This window comes from Pseudothermotoga hypogea DSM 11164 = NBRC 106472, assembly GCF_000816145.1.
In the GTDB taxonomy this organism is placed as follows: Bacteria; Thermotogota; Thermotogae; order Thermotogales; family DSM-5069; genus Pseudothermotoga_A; species Pseudothermotoga_A hypogea.
Genome location: NZ_CP007141.1, coordinates 1,685,506 through 1,701,482, shown reverse-complemented (window position 1 = coordinate 1,701,482; position 15,977 = coordinate 1,685,506). Strand labels below are relative to the sequence as shown.

Here is a 15,977-nt window from a genome sequence, read left to right as displayed (position 1 = left end):
GGTGTTCGTTTTGTATCTGAGAGACTTGTCTGTGATCAATGGGACTTCCGGTGACGAGAGCAGGGTGCGTAGTTTCATAAAACAGCAGATCCAAGGTAAAGTCGATGAGGTCTGGGAAGACAGGCTCGGCAATCTCATCGCTTTGAAGAAAGGTACGAAAGCTAATCGAAAGATTCTCTTGGCCGCGCACATGGACGAAGTAGGGTTCATGGTGACGAACATCGATGAAGATGGTACGCTCTGCTTCGCTCCGGTCGGATCTGTGGAAACTCAGGTGGTGATAGGCAAGCAGGTGAAGGTCAACGATTCGATCCCGGGTGTGATCGGATTCAAACCGATACATCTTCAAGAGAAAGATCAGTTGCTTAGACCACCGAAGTTCGAAGAGCTGAGAATCTACATAGGAGCGAAAAGCAAAGAAGAAGCCCTGAAAATCGTCAAAATAGGTGACTACGTGAACTTCGTTACCGAGTACAGAGAAAACGGTCGCAGGGCGAGTGGCAAGGCGTTCGACGATCGCGTGGGCTGTTCGGTGTTGATGGATGTCATAGACAAGCAGAAGCGCTATGAGAACGACGTTTACTTTGCTTTCGTTGTTCAGGAAGAAGTCGGACTGCGTGGCAGCGCGGTCGTGGTGGAACAGGTGAAGCCAGACGTTGCCATCGTCATCGAAGGCACCATCGCTGGGGATGATCCGGGACTGGAGAAGGATCGCTGGTCAACCCACTTGGGTGAGGGTCCTGCCGTGACCTTCATGCACAGCGGTTACGTGGTCAACCAAAAGGTTTTCCAAGCCATCTTGTCGGTCGCTGAGAAATACGGAATACCTTACCAGTTCAGGAGAAGGACACAGGGTTCCACAGATGCTGGCAGACTGGTCAGAACGGGCCCCGGAACAGCGTCAGGTGTGATCTCAGTTCCAACCCGATACATTCACAGTCCCGTTTGCATGATCGATCTTGAAGATTACGCGAACACGGTTCGTTTGATAGAGAAGATCCTCGAAGAAGGGGAGGTATTCGCAAGATGACAGAACTCGTCAAGAAACTGACAGAAGCGTATGGTCCAAGTGGCAGGGAATCTGAGGTGCATCAGTTGATACTTGAAGAGCTGTCAGACCACATAGACGGTTACAAATTCGACGCAGTTGGAAATCTGCTCGTGTGGAAATATGGAAGCAGTGGAAAGAAAATTTTGTTCGACGCCCACAGCGATGAGATCGGACTGGTGGTGACGAACGTCACCGAGAAAGGTTTCTTGAGGGTTGACGCCGTTGGGGGAGTGTTGCCTCACACCTTTGTCGGGCATCGCGTGAGATTTGGAGATGTGGTAGGGGTCGCGTACGTTGAGGGTGAAACGGAGGAAGAGAGGAAGAAGAACTGGAATAATCTCAGTTTGGACAACATGTTCGTCGACATAGGTGCCAGGAGTTACGAAGAAGCGAAAAACAAGGTTCCCATTGGCTCTTTCGGTGTCTATGACAGCCACTTTTATGAGATGGGAGACTATCTGGTGAGCAAGGCGATGGATGACAGGATAGGCTGTGCGGTGATCGTTGAACTGTTTAAGAGGTTGAACTCTTGTCCGAACACGATTATAGGTTCTTTCTCCGTTCAGGAGGAAGTCGGTTTGGTGGGAGCCTCCGTTGCAGCTTACACTCTTTCGCCAGACGTGTGTATAGCGATCGATGTAACGGATTCAGCTGACTATCCAAAGGCTTTCAAGAGGCATTCCATGGTGCTTGGAAAAGGTCCGGCGATAAAGGTCAAGGACAAAGCTTCGATCAGCAACAGAATGGTCGTTGAAAAGCTCGTTGAACTCGCTGAAGCCGGTGGAATCCCTTACCAAATGGAAGTTCTCACCTTTGGAGGTACCAACGCTGCAGCTTTGCAAAGAACCAGGGCTGGTATTGCCTCCGCAACAGTTTCGATACCAACCCGGTACGTGCACAGTCCCAGTGAAATGGTGTGCAAATCCGATGTGGAAAACACTGTACAACTGTTGATCGAGTACGCTATGAAAGGAGTGTGATAATGCCGCGCAGAGAGATCAAACTGACCGATACGCAGGCGCGCATACTGGCTCTGTTGATAGTGATCTTCAGTGTGGGATTCGTGGGATTCAGTCTCGCAACTTTTCTCTTGGTGAAAAGTCGCGAAAGAGTGAGAATCGAAATTGTGGAACTTCCTCCAGCGAAGATCGAGGTGCCACAAACAGAGCAAGAGTTTGAGGAACCAATCGTTCCAGAGCAACTCACCGGGGTGTATCAACAGGAAACTTACGACTACAAAAAGCTGTTGCTCGAAGCCACAGAAATGGTTGAAAAAGGCGTCACGGTTTCAACGTATGTCTTGGAACCAAATGAGGCACTGGGAGTGATCCGAGCAGCAGACAAACCGTTCTTGATAACGGAGATTTCCAGCGAGACGTGTTGCATAAGCATCGTTGGGGGTCACAAGCTGCAAGACAAACGCGAATACACAGCGCTGTACGGTGTGTTCGTGTTATCCAGTACGAACAAGGACTCAACGTTGGAAAAGATGCTCGCACTGAGGAGCGCAGGTTATCCGTCGTACATGATGAAATTTACCAGGGATGGCAGGGATTGGTTCACTGTCGTTGTTGGCGCCTTCCCAACGATCGAACTGGCAGAAGAATTCAACAAGAATCTGAACTGGAATGAGGTGATGAGAATATCCGGCACCAGTAAAGTCGGTTACGCTGGGAGGATCAGTCCTTGAAGTTTTCCACCTCGGAAAAGAGACTGATGCTGTTACTGTTCGTCGGGGTGCTTCTACTGAGTGGAGCTATCGTGGAGTTGAAGACAAGAAGCAGTGAACAAGCCATTGTAGAGACTCGCAAAACGGTTGAATTTCCCATAGATGTGAACACGGCGAGCGAGAAAGATTTGATGGCTTTGCCCGGCATAGGCGAAACGAAGGCGAGGTTGATCGTAGAATACAGAGAGAAGAACGGTCCATTCGGAAGCCTTGCCGATCTTGAACGTGTACCGGGAATCGGAAAGAAGACGGTGGAGATGTTGGCACCTTACGTGAACCTTACAGTGGCCGACGTCGCCGCGGCTCAGCGAAAGATCAACGTGAACACGGCGAGCCTGGAAGAATTGATGAGTCTACCTGGCATAGGTGAAGTCAAGGCGAGCGAGATCATCAAGATGAGGCAACAAACACGTTTCTCAAGCCCAGAGGATCTTTTGAAGGTACCAGGCATAGGTCCCAAGACGTTGGAGAAGATCAAAGATTTCATAACATTTTAGGAGGTGCTGTGAGAGTGAAACGCATCGTGATCGTTGGAGTAGTTCTCGCACTTGTGCTTGTTTTCCTCTATGGTTCGAGTGCTGGCAACCCTCGCATCGTTTTTGCGGACGTGAACCGAGTGGTGCAGGAGTATCCGAAGTGGATAGAGCTGAACCAGAAATATGCGCAGGATGCACAGTTCTACCAGCAAAAATTGAACGAGTTGCTGGCCGAGCTCGACAAGCTACAGAAAGCCGGGGCTCCACAGAGCGAGATTGAAAAGAAACAGGCAGAGATAGCTTCGAGGAAACAACAGTACGAACAACTCTTGCAGAGTGAGTATCAGCCGAAGATGCAGACGGTGCTCAACGAACTTGCTGAGAAAATAGAGGCCTTTGCGAAAGCGATGGGCTACGATTTCGTTCTTAAGAAAGAAGCGTTGCTTTACGCGGACGACGCGTACGATGTGACGGAACAACTGGTCAACTATCTCAAGAACCAATGACGGAAATGGTTTGCCAAGGGTTGGTCAAGAAGTTTGGAAGAAAAACTGTTGTGAACAACGTCGATCTGCACGTGCGCCAGGGCGAAGTTGTGGGACTACTCGGACCAAACGGTGCAGGTAAAACGACTCTGTTCAACATGATCCTCGGCTTGGTGACACCCACAAAGGGCGAGGTGTATCTGGGAGACAAGAAGATTACCAACATGCCTGTTAGCCGTCGTGCGAGGCTTGGTGTTACATACCTGCAGCAGGAAACATCGGTCTTTACAGGAATGAAGGTCTGGGAAAACATCGATTTTGTGCTCCGTTTCAGAGTGAAGGACAAGCTCGAGCGTCGAAAGCTGGTAGAAGAACTCTTGCGAGAGTTTGGCATCTGGGAATTGAGGGATCAGTACGCTTCGGATCTTTCCGGTGGCGAAAAAAGAAGGCTGGAGCTTGCAAGGATGATGGCTTTGAAACCACTCTTTTTGCTCCTTGATGAACCTTTCGTCGGTATCGATCCAAAGACGGTCAAGGACATACAGCAGATGATTCGCTCACTCAGTGCCAGAAACATAGGTATAATTGTGACCGACCACAGCGTGGATGCACTCGTGCCCGTCGTGGACAGACTGTACATCATACACAAGGGAAAGATCATCGCGCACGGTGAGCCTCAGGTGGTTCTGAACGATCCTGTGGTCAAGGAGGTCTATCTGGGTACATGAATGTCGCAATCGTCGGTTATTCTGGCCCGACCGATCGTTCACCAGTGCGAGACATAGCAGATGTCTGTCTGGATCTCGGTGAAGCTTTGGCAAAGAGAGGCCACACGATCGTGTGTGGTGGGCGGGACGGTGTGATGGAACTGGTCAGTCAGGGTGCAAGACGAGCAAGTGGTACCATCATAGGAGTACTTCCAGAAGGAGAAGAGGGCAACACGTACCTGACGATCAGGATCAAAACCCCGTTCGACAACGTCACGAGGTCCCTCGTTTTGGTCCAAACGAGCGATGTGGTGATCTCGATCGGTGGGGAAATCGGAACAGCGATAGAGGTTCTGATAGCGTACGCGAGGGGCAAACCTATCATCCTTTTCGAAGGTACAGGTGGCTGGACGGACAGGTTCACGCAAGTACTCATAGAAGGCAAGTATCTTGACAATCGGAAGATCGTTGAAGTTCATAGAGCGAAGAACTCATCACAAGTACTCGAGTTACTGGAAAAGATCGGGAGGTAAGATCGTGCGCGAAGTGAGGTTGAGATTCGCACCAAGCCCTACAGGATATCTACATGTCGGAGGGGCTCGAACGGCACTTTTCAACTGGCTGTACGCACGAAGGATGGACGGAAAATTCATACTCAGGATAGAAGACACCGACCTGCAACGATCGACGAAAGAGTACGAGCAGGCCATCTTGGATGCGCTGAGATGGTGCGGATTAGATTGGGATGAGGGTCCGGACGTGGGAGGTCCTTACGGCCCGTACAGACAAAGCGAAAGGACGAAGGCGGGTATTTACTCAGAGTACGCGAAAAAACTCGTCGAAATGGGTCGTGCATACTACACCGTCTACGACAAAATCGACAAGAAGAAGGAGTTGCTGAGAACCTTCGAGTTTCCAAAGGACTATGTCGACCAGGGTCACGACGTGACGATCACGTTTAAAGTACAAAAGGGTAAAACGAAGTTCTACGATCTGCTGAAAGGCGAACTGGAATTCGACAACTCAACGATAGAAGACTTTGTCATGATCAAATCGGATGGTTTTCCAACCTACAACTTCGCCGTCGTCATAGACGATCACCTCATGCGCATAACCCACGTCTTCCGTGGTGAAGACCATGTTTCTAACACACCGAAGCAGATCATGATTTATGAAGCTCTTGGCTGGGATATACCTCAGTTCATGCACATTCCCTTGATCCTTGGTTTCGACAGAACTCCTTTGAGCAAGCGCCACGGTGCCACCAGTGTTGAGCACTTTAGGAGAATTGGCATACTGAGTAGAGGCTTGATGAACTACCTTGCACTGTTAGGTTGGAGCGTAGGGGAAGAGGAAATATTCGATGTTAAAGAGAAAGTGAAACACTTCAATCCGAGCACGATCTCGAACAAAGGCGTCATCTTTGACCCATCGAAACTGGAATGGGTGAACGGAAAGCACATGAGATTGATGAATATTGAAGAGTTACTCGAGGAGTTCAACGACTGGATCAGCTTCGCGGGTAAGAAGATGCCACAGGTGGAAAGACCTTACATGCTGAGAGTCGTTCAGGTGTGTCGTGAGAAGGTCAACACACTCGCACAGCTGTACGACTTCGCGTATCCGTTCTTTTTCGACGATTACAGCTTTGAGGAACAATTCGTCTCAGAGTACTTGCTGAGTCCGTTTGCTGAAGAGCTGTTGAAGAAAGCGATTGATATGTTCATCAGCCTCGAGGATTGGAGCGTCGCGGGCACCGAGAGGGTGTGTCGTGATCTGGCAGGACTTGGCATTGCATCGAAGAACAAAGTATTTCAGACGCTTCGCGGTGCCGTGACCGGACGGCTTGTTACACCCGGTCTTTTCGAGACTCTCTCGATTCTTGGAAAGCAGAAAACAACAGAACGGTTAACCAGGGCCCTGGAATACCGAAGTACAAAGATTCGGGAAAGAACAGCTCAAACTTAGAGGTGGCTTCTGCGAACAGCGCCTTTGTTTAATCAAATCTGAGCTTTGAATCAGGATCAATTTTTCGGCAATAGTATTATGACCGCCAGAAGTACAAGGTCTTCATTTGAGTTGTTCTCCACAGAGTGCGTCTCACCTGACATGGTGAGACAAATATCGTTTGCTTCTATCTCCACAGGTTTGCCATTGTCGTAGAAGATACCTTTCCCAGAAAGGACGAAAAAGATTTCGAATTCGTTCTCGTGCGTGTGTGGACCTATGGACGCACCGGGCTTCAGCGTGAGTTTTGCGAACAACCTCGCTTCGTTGGCGAGCAGGTCCTTTTCGACCAGATGAACTATTTCCACTTGCCCCTTTCCGCCCCTCATGTTTTGAACGATTTCTCTTCTCATGCCTTCGGGTTTGAAGACCATCGTGACACCTCCCATTCTTTTGTACCACAGATCGCTTTTCGAAGATCAAACACAACGGCTCACCTTTTTCATGAAGAGTTTCGAAGATATCTCAACACCGCTGAGTTGAAAGGCTCTCATGATTTTCTCACTGTCTCTGAAGAGATGAAGCTGGACTGCATCCATGGGTTTGACATCGCTGAGTGATACTCCGAGCATCCTAACCGGAGCATCTCCAATGACTCGTGAGAGGATCGAATCCAAGAGTTCGGTGAATTTCAAAAAATCGTTTGACCAATCGCTCAAACTCTTCGAACAGGAAACTGTACCAGATTTCGCGCTTTTGACGATCAGAGAAACGGTCCTCGCACCGTAACCTTCCCTGACCATTCTTAGATAGGCTCTGTAAAGAAGGTATATCGCCACCTGTTTCAAGGTGTAACTTTCTGACACGTCGAGATCAAAAGTCTTCATGTGGGAGAAACTCTTCGGAGGTTTTCTCCTGAAGAATTCTTTTCTGTCGAAGTCTTCACTCAAGAGAGAAGAAACGAGATCTTTTACACTATCCGGTGCGAAAGACGTTTTTGAAAATTCTATCAAATCCTTCACGGTTTCGACCTTCATTCGCTTCAAGTACTCTTCCGTCTTCTGCCCAACACCGGGAATGACGGAGATCGGTAGATGTTGTACAAAAGGAAGGATCTGTTCTTTGTCCACCACTTTAAAACCATCCGGTTTACACATCTCGGAAGCGATCTTACTCAAGACAGGATTTGGCGCGACTCCGATGGAACAGGTCAGACGGTGTTTTTGGAAAATTTCCTGTTTCAATCTCCTCAGCCTCTCGATCGGGTTGGTGATGTTGAGATCTATGTAAAACTCGTCTATGCTACTTCTGACGTAAATGGGGAAAAATCTGCACACGAGCGATTCTATGTCCAGAGAAATGGACTCATACTCGGCGAAGTCAGCCTTCACCAGGACCAAATTTGGACACAACTTTTTGGCCATCTGCGGTGCCATGCCAGTCTTTATACCGAACTTTTTCGCAATGTAGTTCACGGAGGATATCGCTGTCCTCTTCCCCCACCCTATCACTGCAACGGGTTTACCGCCCAGAAAAGGATTTCTCACACACTCAACGGAGGCAAAGAAAGCATCCATGTCCAACAACGCCACCATCGGATACACCCCACACAATTATAGTATACTTATGATTAAATGTCAACTTATGAATACCTATAAGTTGGAGTGCAAACGAGTTCTCTCCGATCGACTCGAGTCCTGATACGGCGTGCCACTCAGTTCAATGGCAAAGTTCATCGCAACTGAGATGAACTCCAGGGCGGTGTCAGTGATATAATCTTCTCAGACCTTGTGAATTTCTTAACAGGAGGTGAAGCAGTTGCAGGACGTCTGCACGACGGGAGAAAGACTCTTCAAAGAGCTCGACGAGTACATCAAGTCCATCAACGCAACACCCGACAAACTCATCTCCGTCCTCCAAAAGGCTCAGGAGATCTTTGGTTATCTCTCACCGCAGGTTCAGCAGTACATAGCCGATGCGCTCAACATCCCGGTGTCACAAGTCTACGGAGTTGTCACGTTCTACAACTTCTTCTCTACAACGCCGAAGGGCAAGGTACAGATAAAGGTATGCCTCGGAACGGCGTGTTATGTAAAAGGAGCCGACAGAGTTTTTGAACGCTTCTTAGAGGAACTCGGTGTAGAGCCGGAAAAACCAACGAAAGATGGTCAGTTCTCCGTGCACGCGGTTAGATGCTTAGGTGCGTGCAGTATGGCACCTGTTGTACTGGTCGGCGAGAAGGATTTCTACGGCAGGATGAAACCGGACATGGTGCCGAGAATCATAGCCAAGTACAGGGAGGTGAAGTCATGAGTAAAGTTAAATCTATCGAGGATCTCATGAAAATCAAGGAGAAAGCGTTGAAGGAATTGCAGCTCAGGGACACGGGTAAGAGAGGCAAGATCACCGTGGCGATGGGTACGTGCGGTATCGCCGCTGGAGCGAAGGAAACGCTGAGAGCAGTCGTTGAAGCTCTCACTGAGAACAACATCAACGACATTGCGGTGGTGCAATCTGGTTGCATGGGGCTGTGCGAAGTGGAACCCACGATCGAAGTCCGTCTCGAAGGGCAAGAACCTGTGGTGTATGGGCACGTGACTCCGGAGAACGCGAAGCGAATCGTGAAACTTCACATACTCGAAAATCAGATCGTTTCCGATTTGTTAGTGAGAAAGGGAGAGATGTGATGTGCCACTCACCACGAGTACCATCCTGATATGCGCCGGAGGTGCATGCATTTCGTCCGGAGAAACCAGCGTCAAGGAAACACTTCAGAGAGAAATAAAGAAATACGGCCTCGATGAGGTTGTGAGGATAGTCGAAACTGGTTGCATGGGTGCATGCAGCCTTGGACCAATAATGGTCATATATCCTGAAGGCGTTTTCTACCAAAAGCTCACGCCTCAAGCTGCCGTCAAAATAGTTCAGGAACATCTGCTCAAGGGTAGAATCGTGCAAGAACATTTGTACAAGATGCCCACAGGTGAAGTCATACCTGAAGCGATGGACAAGCTCCCGTTCTTCGCCAAACAGGTGAAAATCGCGACACGAAATGTTGGATACATAGATCCAGGAAACATAGAAGAGTACATTGCCAGGGATGGCTACTTCGCTCTGACCAAGGCGCTCAGGGAGATGACACCGGATCAGGTGGTTGAAGAGATCAAACGCAGCGGTTTGAGAGGAAGAGGTGGAGCTGGCTTTCCAACGGGCCTGAAGTGGGAGCTCACGAGAAAGGCCAAAGGTGACAGAAAATACGTCGTCTGCAACGCTGACGAAGGCGATCCTGGAGCCTTCATGGACAGATCGGTGCTCGAAGGCGATCCACACACAGTGCTCGAAGCGATGGCGATAGCAGGTTACGCCGTAGGTGCTCAGCAAGGTTACATATACGTGCGCGCGGAGTATCCCCTCGCGATAGAGAGACTTCAGATCGCGATAGCTCAGGCGAAGGAATACGGTTTTCTTGGGCAAAACATTCTTGGTAGCGACTTCAGTTTCGACATCGAGATTCGAATAGGTGCAGGTGCGTTCGTGTGTGGCGAGGAAACTGCGCTCATCGCATCCATAGAGGGTAGACGGGGTCAGCCGAGGGTGAAGCCACCGTATCCCGCCCAGAGTGGTGTGTGGGGTTGTCCCACGGTTATAAACAACGTTGAAACGCTCGCCTGCGTGCCACCCATAATCATCAAGGGTGCGGACTGGTTCAGGAGTATCGGAACTCCAACATCACCTGGCACCAAGGTCTTTGCACTCGCCGGCAAGATCACGAACACAGGTCTTGTGGAAGTGCCGATGGGCATCACGCTGAGAGAGTTGCTGTACGAGATCGGGGGAGGCTCCTCCACGGGGAAAAAGATCAAGGCCGTGCAGACTGGTGGACCCAGCGGCGGATGTATCCCAGCTGAGTATTTCGACACACCCGTGGACTACGAATCGCTGCAAAAGCTTGGAGCCATCATGGGTTCTGGCGGTATGATCGTGATGGACGAAGACGACTGTATGGTGGACGTTGCCAAGTTCTTTTTGGAATTCACAGTTGACGAGTCCTGTGGTAAGTGTACTCCTTGCAGGGAAGGAACGCGTCAAATGTTGAAAATCCTGGAGAAGATAACTTCAGGTGAAGGCACAGAGGAAGATCTGGAAGAACTTGAAAGGCTTGGCAACATAATAAAGGATACTTCCCTGTGCGGATTGGGTCAGACCGCACCAAATCCTGTTTTGAGCACGTTGAAATACTACCGTCACGAGTACGAAGCACACGTGAAGGAGAAAAGATGTCCCGCGCTACGCTGTAAAGCACTCGTGAGGTACGTCATAGACTCTTCAAAGTGTGTCGGGTGCACCGCGTGTGCACGCGTGTGTCCCGTGAACGCCATCAGTGGCGAGCTCAGAAAGGTTCATTCCATCGACAACAACGTGTGCATCAGGTGTGGCAGCTGCATTGAGGTCTGCAGGTTCGGAGCCATAAGCAAAGTCTCACCGTGAGAGGGGGAATCGCTGGTGGTCGACCGTGAAGCCGTTGCGGAATTGGTGAGAAATATCAAGAAACAGGCACTTGAAGAGAGGGACATGCTCATCAACGCCCTGCACCAGATTCAGGATCGTTTCGGCAACTACATACCTGTTGAAGCAGCGAAAGTCGTCGCTGAAGAACTGAACGTACCCGAGTCCAAAGTTTACGAAGTTCTCACCTTCTACACGATGTTCTCTACCAAACCGAGGGGCAAATACATCATAAGGGTCTGTGTGAATCTACCGTGCCACGTAACGGGAGGCAGACAAATCGTCGAAACGCTGAAAGAGACACTCGGTATTGATTTCGACCAGACCACGAAGGATGGTCTGTTCACGCTCGAGCGAACGAGCTGTCTGGGCCTTTGTGGCGTCGCCCCCGTCATAATGGTGAACGACGAATACTACGGTGACTTGACACCGAAGAAGGTAAAGGAAATCATCGAAAATCTGAGAGCGAGGGGTGATGCGAGATGAAACCCATACTCGTTCTGGTCTCTGTTGATTCAAACAGCATTCTTCTGGGGGCAAAGCAGTTCGTCAACTATCTCAGAGAGACTCTGGAAAAATACAACCTGAAAGACTCGGTCGATGTGCTCGAGACCGGTAGCATGGGTGTTTACACTCAAGGGGTCGTGATGGCGGTCTTCCCAGACGATGTGTATTACTCCGTACGATCAGTGGCAGACGTTGAAAAGATCGTTTCAGAGCACCTCTTGAAAGGCAGGCCCGTGCTGTCCCTCGAGATACCCAGAGAACGCCTCAAGCTCGTTGTCGAGAGAGAGAAGGTCACGGAAGAAGTACGGATCGTGCTGAGGAACATTGGAATGATAGATCCAAGAAGCATAGATCAGTACATCGCAAGGGATGGTTACTTCGCACTCCACAAAGCGCTGTTCGAGATGAAACCCGAGCAGGTCATTGAGACAATCAAGGAATCTGGCTTGAGAGGAAGAGGTGGCGCTGGTTTTCCAACGGGTTTGAAGTGGCAGTTCACAGCGAAGGCTCAGGCTGATCAGAAGTACGTGGTGTGCAATGCGGACGAGGGTGAACCCGGGACCTTCAAAGACAGGTTGATCATGGAAGGAGACCCCCACTCAGTCATAGAAGCGATGATCATCTGTGGCTATGCCGTGGGAGCAACGAAAGGTTACATATACATCAGGGGTGAGTACTACGGTTCGGTCGAAAACATACAGAAAGCGATCAAGGATGCGTACGAGTATGGCTTCTTGGGTGAGAACATCCTCGGAAGTGGTTTCTCTTTCGATCTCACGGTCAGACTTGGGGCCGGTGCGTATGTTTGCGGCGAAGAAACCGCGCTGCTGGAATCGATCGAGGGAAAGTCTGGCAGGCCCAGGCTCAAGCCACCGTATCCACCCACGAATGGACTATTCGGCAAGCCAACAGTGATAAACAACGTCGAAACATTCGCCAACGTTCCACAGATAATTCTCAACGGTGCGAACTGGTTCAAACAGTTTGGTACGCAGGGCTCGCCCGGGACCAAGGTCTTCTCTCTGGTAGGCAACGTCGTCAGAAGGGGTATCGTCGAGGTACCCATGGGTGTAACCGTCAGGGAGCTGATCTACAAGTTTGGTGGGGGCCTGGTGGGAGGAAAGCAGCTGTACATGGTACAAACTGGTGGGACTGCAGGAACATTCATAGGTGTTGATAAACTTGACGTGCCACTTCACTACGAATCTTTCAGAGATCACGGTGTGTCGATCGGCTCGGGTGTGATACTCGCCATGGACGAGGACGTCTGTCCTGTCGACGTTGCCCTGAACACGATGGAGTTCTTTGAACATGAATCGTGTGGTAAGTGCACACCGTGTCGTGAAGGTACGAGGCTCGCAGTTGAGATTCTGCGCAGGATGAGCAAAGGCCAGGGGAAAAGAGAAGATCTCGACACTTTGAAACAGATCGCGATTACCACGCAGGAAGCCTCGCTGTGTGGTCTTGGTCAGAGTATAAACGTTCCTTTGCTCTCAATACTGGATAACTTCAGAGAAGACTTTCTTGCCCACATCGGTACCACGGCCTGTCCGAAAGGTGTGTGCAGGTTCGAAAAACCAATGAAAGTCAAGACGAAGGTGTGATTGTGTGCTCGGCCTCGTGGCCGAGCACGTTTTCTATTGCGATCATGTCTCTGAAAGATCTGCTCAGATCGTAGAGGTATTTTCCTGCTTTTCTCCTTCTCGTGAGGACTCCCGCTTTGTGTAAAGATCTGACCAAATGAGAAGACTCTTTCCCCCTGATCTCGTTGATCGCGGCGATCGTCAAAGGTCCGTTCAAAACTATCGCAGCCACAATCTCCAACTGGTTGGAAGTGAGCTTCACAGTGCGTAGGCTCGTGGCGTTTACGACGAACTGTGCGTACTCGGGTTTGGTGTAGAACTTGTACACGTCACCCAGCTTTCGGAGCTCGACACCGTGTTCCTCCCCGAGATAATCTTTCTCGATCTGGTCGATGACTTGCGAGAGTTCCTCCTCCTTGACCTTCAACAAGTGCGAAAGCCTTTTCAGAGTCATCCCACGGCTCGCAAAGATCAGTGCCTCAACCATTGCCCTGAGGTTCAAATGCCTCGTACCCCCTCACCAGAAGAGTGCCGTCTCGACTTACCAGTTCAACTTTTCTGAAGTGTATCAGTTCCAGTATCGCAAGAAAACGAACAATCAGCTCATACTTGCTGCTGGACTTCTTCAAGATCTCGTATACTTCAAGCTCGCTTCCGTTGGTCAGCTCCGTCAAGATTTCGTTCATCACCTGATCCACGGTTATGGGAAGTCTCTTCAGTTTCAGCGCGGAGTTCCTTATGTTCATTTCTTCCAGAAGTGCTTTGAGAATCTTCGTCAACTTCTCCTGTTGCACATAAGGAACAGGTGTGACACGCACCTTTCGCCGTGACAGGAAATTTGTAATGTCCTTTTCGAGCCGATTTGCGAGCTGTTTCACCTGCTCGTAGAGCTCGATGCGTCTGTAGATGTCTTCTTCCAACTTCTTCAGTTGCTGTCTCTCCCTGTCCGAGAGCGACGGCAACAGGTATTTGGACTTGAGTTCCATCAATTGTGAAGCCATCACGAAAAAGTCGGAAGCTATCTGCAAATCGAGTTTCTTCATCCTTTCCACGTATTCTATGAACTCGTCGGCGAGCTGTGATATGGGAATCTGTCGCACATTTATTTTGCGCTTCTTCGCGAGATGTAAAAGTAAATCCAGCGGTCCTTCAAACTGAGGTAGCCTGAAAACGAGCTCCAAGCCATCACCTCAAAAGAGCAGATTCATTCTGCTCCTGACCAACGCCATCGTTTCCTCGGCCGTACGCTTGGCCCTGCGATTCCCCTCCGCGATGACTTCCATTGCGAATCGTGCGTTTATCCTTGAATATCTCTGCCAGATTGGTTCCAGCTCCCTCAACATGTTCTTGAGCAACAGTTTCTTGCAATCGATACAACCAATCTTCGCGGTCGTACAACCATCGAAAACCCACTGTGATTCCTCTTCACTTATTCCGAAAGCTTTATGGTAATCCCACACAGGACACTTGTTTGGATCACCCGGATCGCTCCTGCGCTTTCGTGCGGGATCCGTCACCATCGGGAGTATACTCTTTTCCAGTTCTTGAGCGCTGCACTCCAGGGGTATTATGTTTCCATAGCTCTTGCTCATCTTTCGTCCATCGGTTCCGGGAAGCTTGGGAACAACCGACAGTACAGCCTGTGGCTCAGGGAAGGTTGGTCCATAAAGGTAATTGAACCTCCGTGCGATCTCTCTTGTCAGCTCGACATGATACACCTGATCCTCTCCAACGGGAACGCCCTCTGCGAGATAGATCAGTATGTCCGCCGCTTGAAGCACCGGATAGAGGAGAAAACCCGCGTTGGACAGGTCTTTTTCAGAGAGTTGCTGTTTCATTTCCTTGTACGTGGGTACCCTCTCCAGCCAAGGGAGGGGCACTATCATCGAGAACAACAGCGCCAGCTCAGCGTGTTCCTTGACGCCAGATTGAACGAACAGAACAGACTTTTCGGGGTCCAGACCGCAGGCAAGAAAGGCGCGCATCACTTCCACCGTGTGATCCTGAAGTTGCTTCGTATCGTCGTAAGCGGTCGTCAAAGCATGCCAGTCTGCAACGAAGAAGAAACACTCGTGACCTTCGTCCTGGAGTAACTTCCAGTTCCTGAGCGCCCCAACGTAATTTCCGATGTGCGGTTTACCCGTGGGTCTCACACCGCTGAGAAGCCTCAAACCTTACCACCCCTCGATGCGATTCGCGCGACACGGTTCATCAGTATGGCTGTGGTCACAACACCCACACCTCCCGGCACAGGTGTGAGCGAACACTTTTTTTCGACCTCTGGATCCACATCCCCAACAACCCTGTCACCCACCACGTTGATGCCCACATCTATGACCAGGGCATTCTCTCTCACCATCTCAGGTTTCAAAAACCCTGCATGCCCCACCGCTACAACGACGATATCAGCCTGAAGCGTTTTTTCTTCCAGATTCTGCGTCTTTGTGTGGCACACCGTCACCGTTGCGCTCCTGTCACGTCTGAGGAGCATGACGCTCAACGGTAAACCAACCGTGTTGCTTCGGCCGACTATCACGACGTTCTTTCCCATCAGCTGTGTGGTCCGAGTGAGTATCTCAACGATGGCAGCAGCGGTGCACGGTGCAAAACCCTCCTCACCGTACATGAGCCGTCCGAGGTTGACAGGGTTTCTCCCTTCAACGTCTTTCTCTGGATCGATGAGCGAAGCGACCTGTAGCTCGTCGGCACCCTTCGGTAAAGGATGTGCCACGAAGATCCCATGCACTGTCTCGTCCTTGGAGAACTCCAAAAGTTTTTCCGACAGAATTTCAACGTTGTCCAACACGAAAATTTCATGCTCGACGTTCAAACTCTTGGCCTTCTTCTGCTGGCTCTTCAAATACGAGATCGTTCCTTCATCTGGATTCACCGCTAAACTGACCAGCTTCGGCTTGGTTAGCCTTGTGAGGGCTATCGTTTCCTCATCTATGGACTTAGCGATGCTCTTACAATCGATGAACAAGTG

General features: G+C 50.1%; 19 protein-coding genes. 13 read left to right on the top strand and 6 right to left on the bottom strand.

The annotated features are described in order from the left end of the window. Positions 1–10: 10 nt before the first annotated feature. From AJ81_RS08340 to gltX, 8 genes are read left to right on the top strand one after another with little or no spacing between them, the layout of a single operon-like run. Complete coding sequence (locus AJ81_RS08340; protein ID WP_031505104.1) at positions 11–1,030, top strand: M42 family metallopeptidase; 1,020 nt, start codon at positions 11–13, stop codon at positions 1,028–1,030. Continuing rightward, positions 1,027–2,031, top strand: a complete 1,005-nt coding sequence (locus AJ81_RS08335) for a M42 family metallopeptidase (RefSeq protein ID WP_031505103.1) — start codon at positions 1,027–1,029, stop codon at positions 2,029–2,031. The genes AJ81_RS08340 and AJ81_RS08335 overlap by 4 nt, the downstream gene beginning before the upstream one ends. 2 nt (positions 2,032–2,033) lie before the next feature. Beyond that, positions 2,034–2,741, top strand: coding sequence for an SPOR domain-containing protein (locus AJ81_RS08330; RefSeq protein WP_031505102.1), 708 nt, complete (start codon positions 2,034–2,036; stop codon positions 2,739–2,741). After that, the gene (locus AJ81_RS08325) at positions 2,738–3,277 is read left to right on the top strand and encodes a ComEA family DNA-binding protein (RefSeq protein ID WP_051368787.1); all 540 of its coding nucleotides are present in this window, start codon (positions 2,738–2,740) and stop codon (positions 3,275–3,277) included. Before AJ81_RS08330 ends, AJ81_RS08325 begins: the two co-directional genes overlap by 4 nt. 14 nt (positions 3,278–3,291) lie before the next feature. Next, positions 3,292–3,762 carry an OmpH family outer membrane protein gene (locus AJ81_RS08320; RefSeq protein WP_031505100.1) on the top strand — a complete coding sequence of 157 codons (471 nt, stop codon included), beginning with the start codon at positions 3,292–3,294 and terminating at the stop codon, positions 3,760–3,762. Further along, on the top strand, positions 3,759–4,469 hold the full coding sequence (gene lptB, locus AJ81_RS08315; protein WP_031505099.1) for an LPS export ABC transporter ATP-binding protein: 711 nt from the start codon (positions 3,759–3,761) through the stop codon (positions 4,467–4,469). The genes AJ81_RS08320 and lptB overlap by 4 nt, the downstream gene beginning before the upstream one ends. Further along, complete coding sequence (locus AJ81_RS08310; RefSeq protein WP_031505098.1) at positions 4,466–4,981, top strand: TIGR00725 family protein; 516 nt, start codon at positions 4,466–4,468, stop codon at positions 4,979–4,981. Before lptB ends, AJ81_RS08310 begins: the two co-directional genes overlap by 4 nt. A 4-nt stretch (positions 4,982–4,985) precedes the next feature. After that, the gene (gene gltX, locus AJ81_RS08305; protein WP_031505097.1) at positions 4,986–6,416 is read left to right on the top strand and encodes a glutamate--tRNA ligase; all 1,431 of its coding nucleotides are present in this window, start codon (positions 4,986–4,988) and stop codon (positions 6,414–6,416) included. A 56-nt stretch (positions 6,417–6,472) separates the two neighbouring features. On the opposite strand, the gene AJ81_RS08300 is transcribed toward gltX, so the two are convergent. Then, positions 6,473–6,829 carry a cupin domain-containing protein gene (locus tag AJ81_RS08300; RefSeq protein WP_031505096.1) on the bottom strand — a complete coding sequence of 119 codons (357 nt, stop codon included), beginning with the start codon at positions 6,827–6,829 and terminating at the stop codon, positions 6,473–6,475. A gap of 45 nt (positions 6,830–6,874) precedes the next feature. After that, positions 6,875–7,990 (bottom strand): Y-family DNA polymerase, encoded by a 1,116-nt coding sequence (locus AJ81_RS08295; RefSeq protein WP_031505095.1) that lies wholly within the window; start codon positions 7,988–7,990, stop codon positions 6,875–6,877. 223 nt (positions 7,991–8,213) lie between these two features. Here AJ81_RS08295 and AJ81_RS08290 point away from each other — a divergent pair, with 223 nt between their 5' ends. Genes AJ81_RS08290 through nuoF (AJ81_RS08270) form a run of 5 tightly spaced genes read left to right on the top strand, consistent with a single transcriptional unit; the run spans position 8,214 to position 13,012 of the window. Next, positions 8,214–8,708: an NADH-quinone oxidoreductase subunit NuoE family protein gene (locus AJ81_RS08290; protein WP_031505094.1), complete on the top strand. Its 495-nt coding sequence runs from the start codon at positions 8,214–8,216 to the stop codon at positions 8,706–8,708. After that, positions 8,705–9,082 (top strand): (2Fe-2S) ferredoxin domain-containing protein, encoded by a 378-nt coding sequence (locus AJ81_RS08285; RefSeq protein WP_031505093.1) that lies wholly within the window; start codon positions 8,705–8,707, stop codon positions 9,080–9,082. The genes AJ81_RS08290 and AJ81_RS08285 overlap by 4 nt, the downstream gene beginning before the upstream one ends. 1 nt (position 9,083) lies before the next feature. After that, positions 9,084–10,883, top strand: a complete 1,800-nt coding sequence (nuoF, locus tag AJ81_RS08280) for an NADH-quinone oxidoreductase subunit NuoF (RefSeq protein ID WP_031505092.1) — start codon at positions 9,084–9,086, stop codon at positions 10,881–10,883. A 12-nt stretch (positions 10,884–10,895) separates the two neighbouring features. Further along, a complete protein-coding gene (nuoE, locus tag AJ81_RS08275) occupies positions 10,896–11,387 on the top strand; it encodes an NADH-quinone oxidoreductase subunit NuoE (protein ID WP_407636281.1) in 492 nt (163 codons plus the stop codon). Then, positions 11,384–13,012: an NADH-quinone oxidoreductase subunit NuoF gene (gene nuoF / locus AJ81_RS08270; protein ID WP_031505090.1), complete on the top strand. Its 1,629-nt coding sequence runs from the start codon at positions 11,384–11,386 to the stop codon at positions 13,010–13,012. Before nuoE ends, nuoF (AJ81_RS08270) begins: the two co-directional genes overlap by 4 nt. Here the strand turns inward: nuoF (AJ81_RS08270) and scpB are convergent. From scpB to AJ81_RS08250, 4 genes are read right to left on the bottom strand one after another with little or no spacing between them, the layout of a single operon-like run. Continuing rightward, complete coding sequence (gene scpB, locus AJ81_RS08265; protein WP_031505089.1) at positions 12,996–13,493, bottom strand: SMC-Scp complex subunit ScpB; 498 nt, start codon at positions 13,491–13,493, stop codon at positions 12,996–12,998. The genes nuoF (AJ81_RS08270) and scpB overlap by 17 nt on opposite strands. After that, positions 13,471–14,172 (bottom strand): segregation and condensation protein A, encoded by a 702-nt coding sequence (locus AJ81_RS08260; RefSeq protein WP_038059849.1) that lies wholly within the window; start codon positions 14,170–14,172, stop codon positions 13,471–13,473. The genes scpB and AJ81_RS08260 overlap by 23 nt, the downstream gene beginning before the upstream one ends. A 9-nt stretch (positions 14,173–14,181) precedes the next feature. Next, complete coding sequence (gene trpS / locus AJ81_RS08255) at positions 14,182–15,162, bottom strand: tryptophan--tRNA ligase (protein ID WP_031505087.1); 981 nt, start codon at positions 15,160–15,162, stop codon at positions 14,182–14,184. Beyond that, entirely contained in the window at positions 15,159–15,974 is an 816-nt protein-coding gene (locus tag AJ81_RS08250) for a bifunctional 5,10-methylenetetrahydrofolate dehydrogenase/5,10-methenyltetrahydrofolate cyclohydrolase (RefSeq protein ID WP_031505086.1), read from the bottom strand. Before AJ81_RS08250 ends, trpS begins: the two co-directional genes overlap by 4 nt. Positions 15,975–15,977 lie beyond the last annotated feature (3 nt).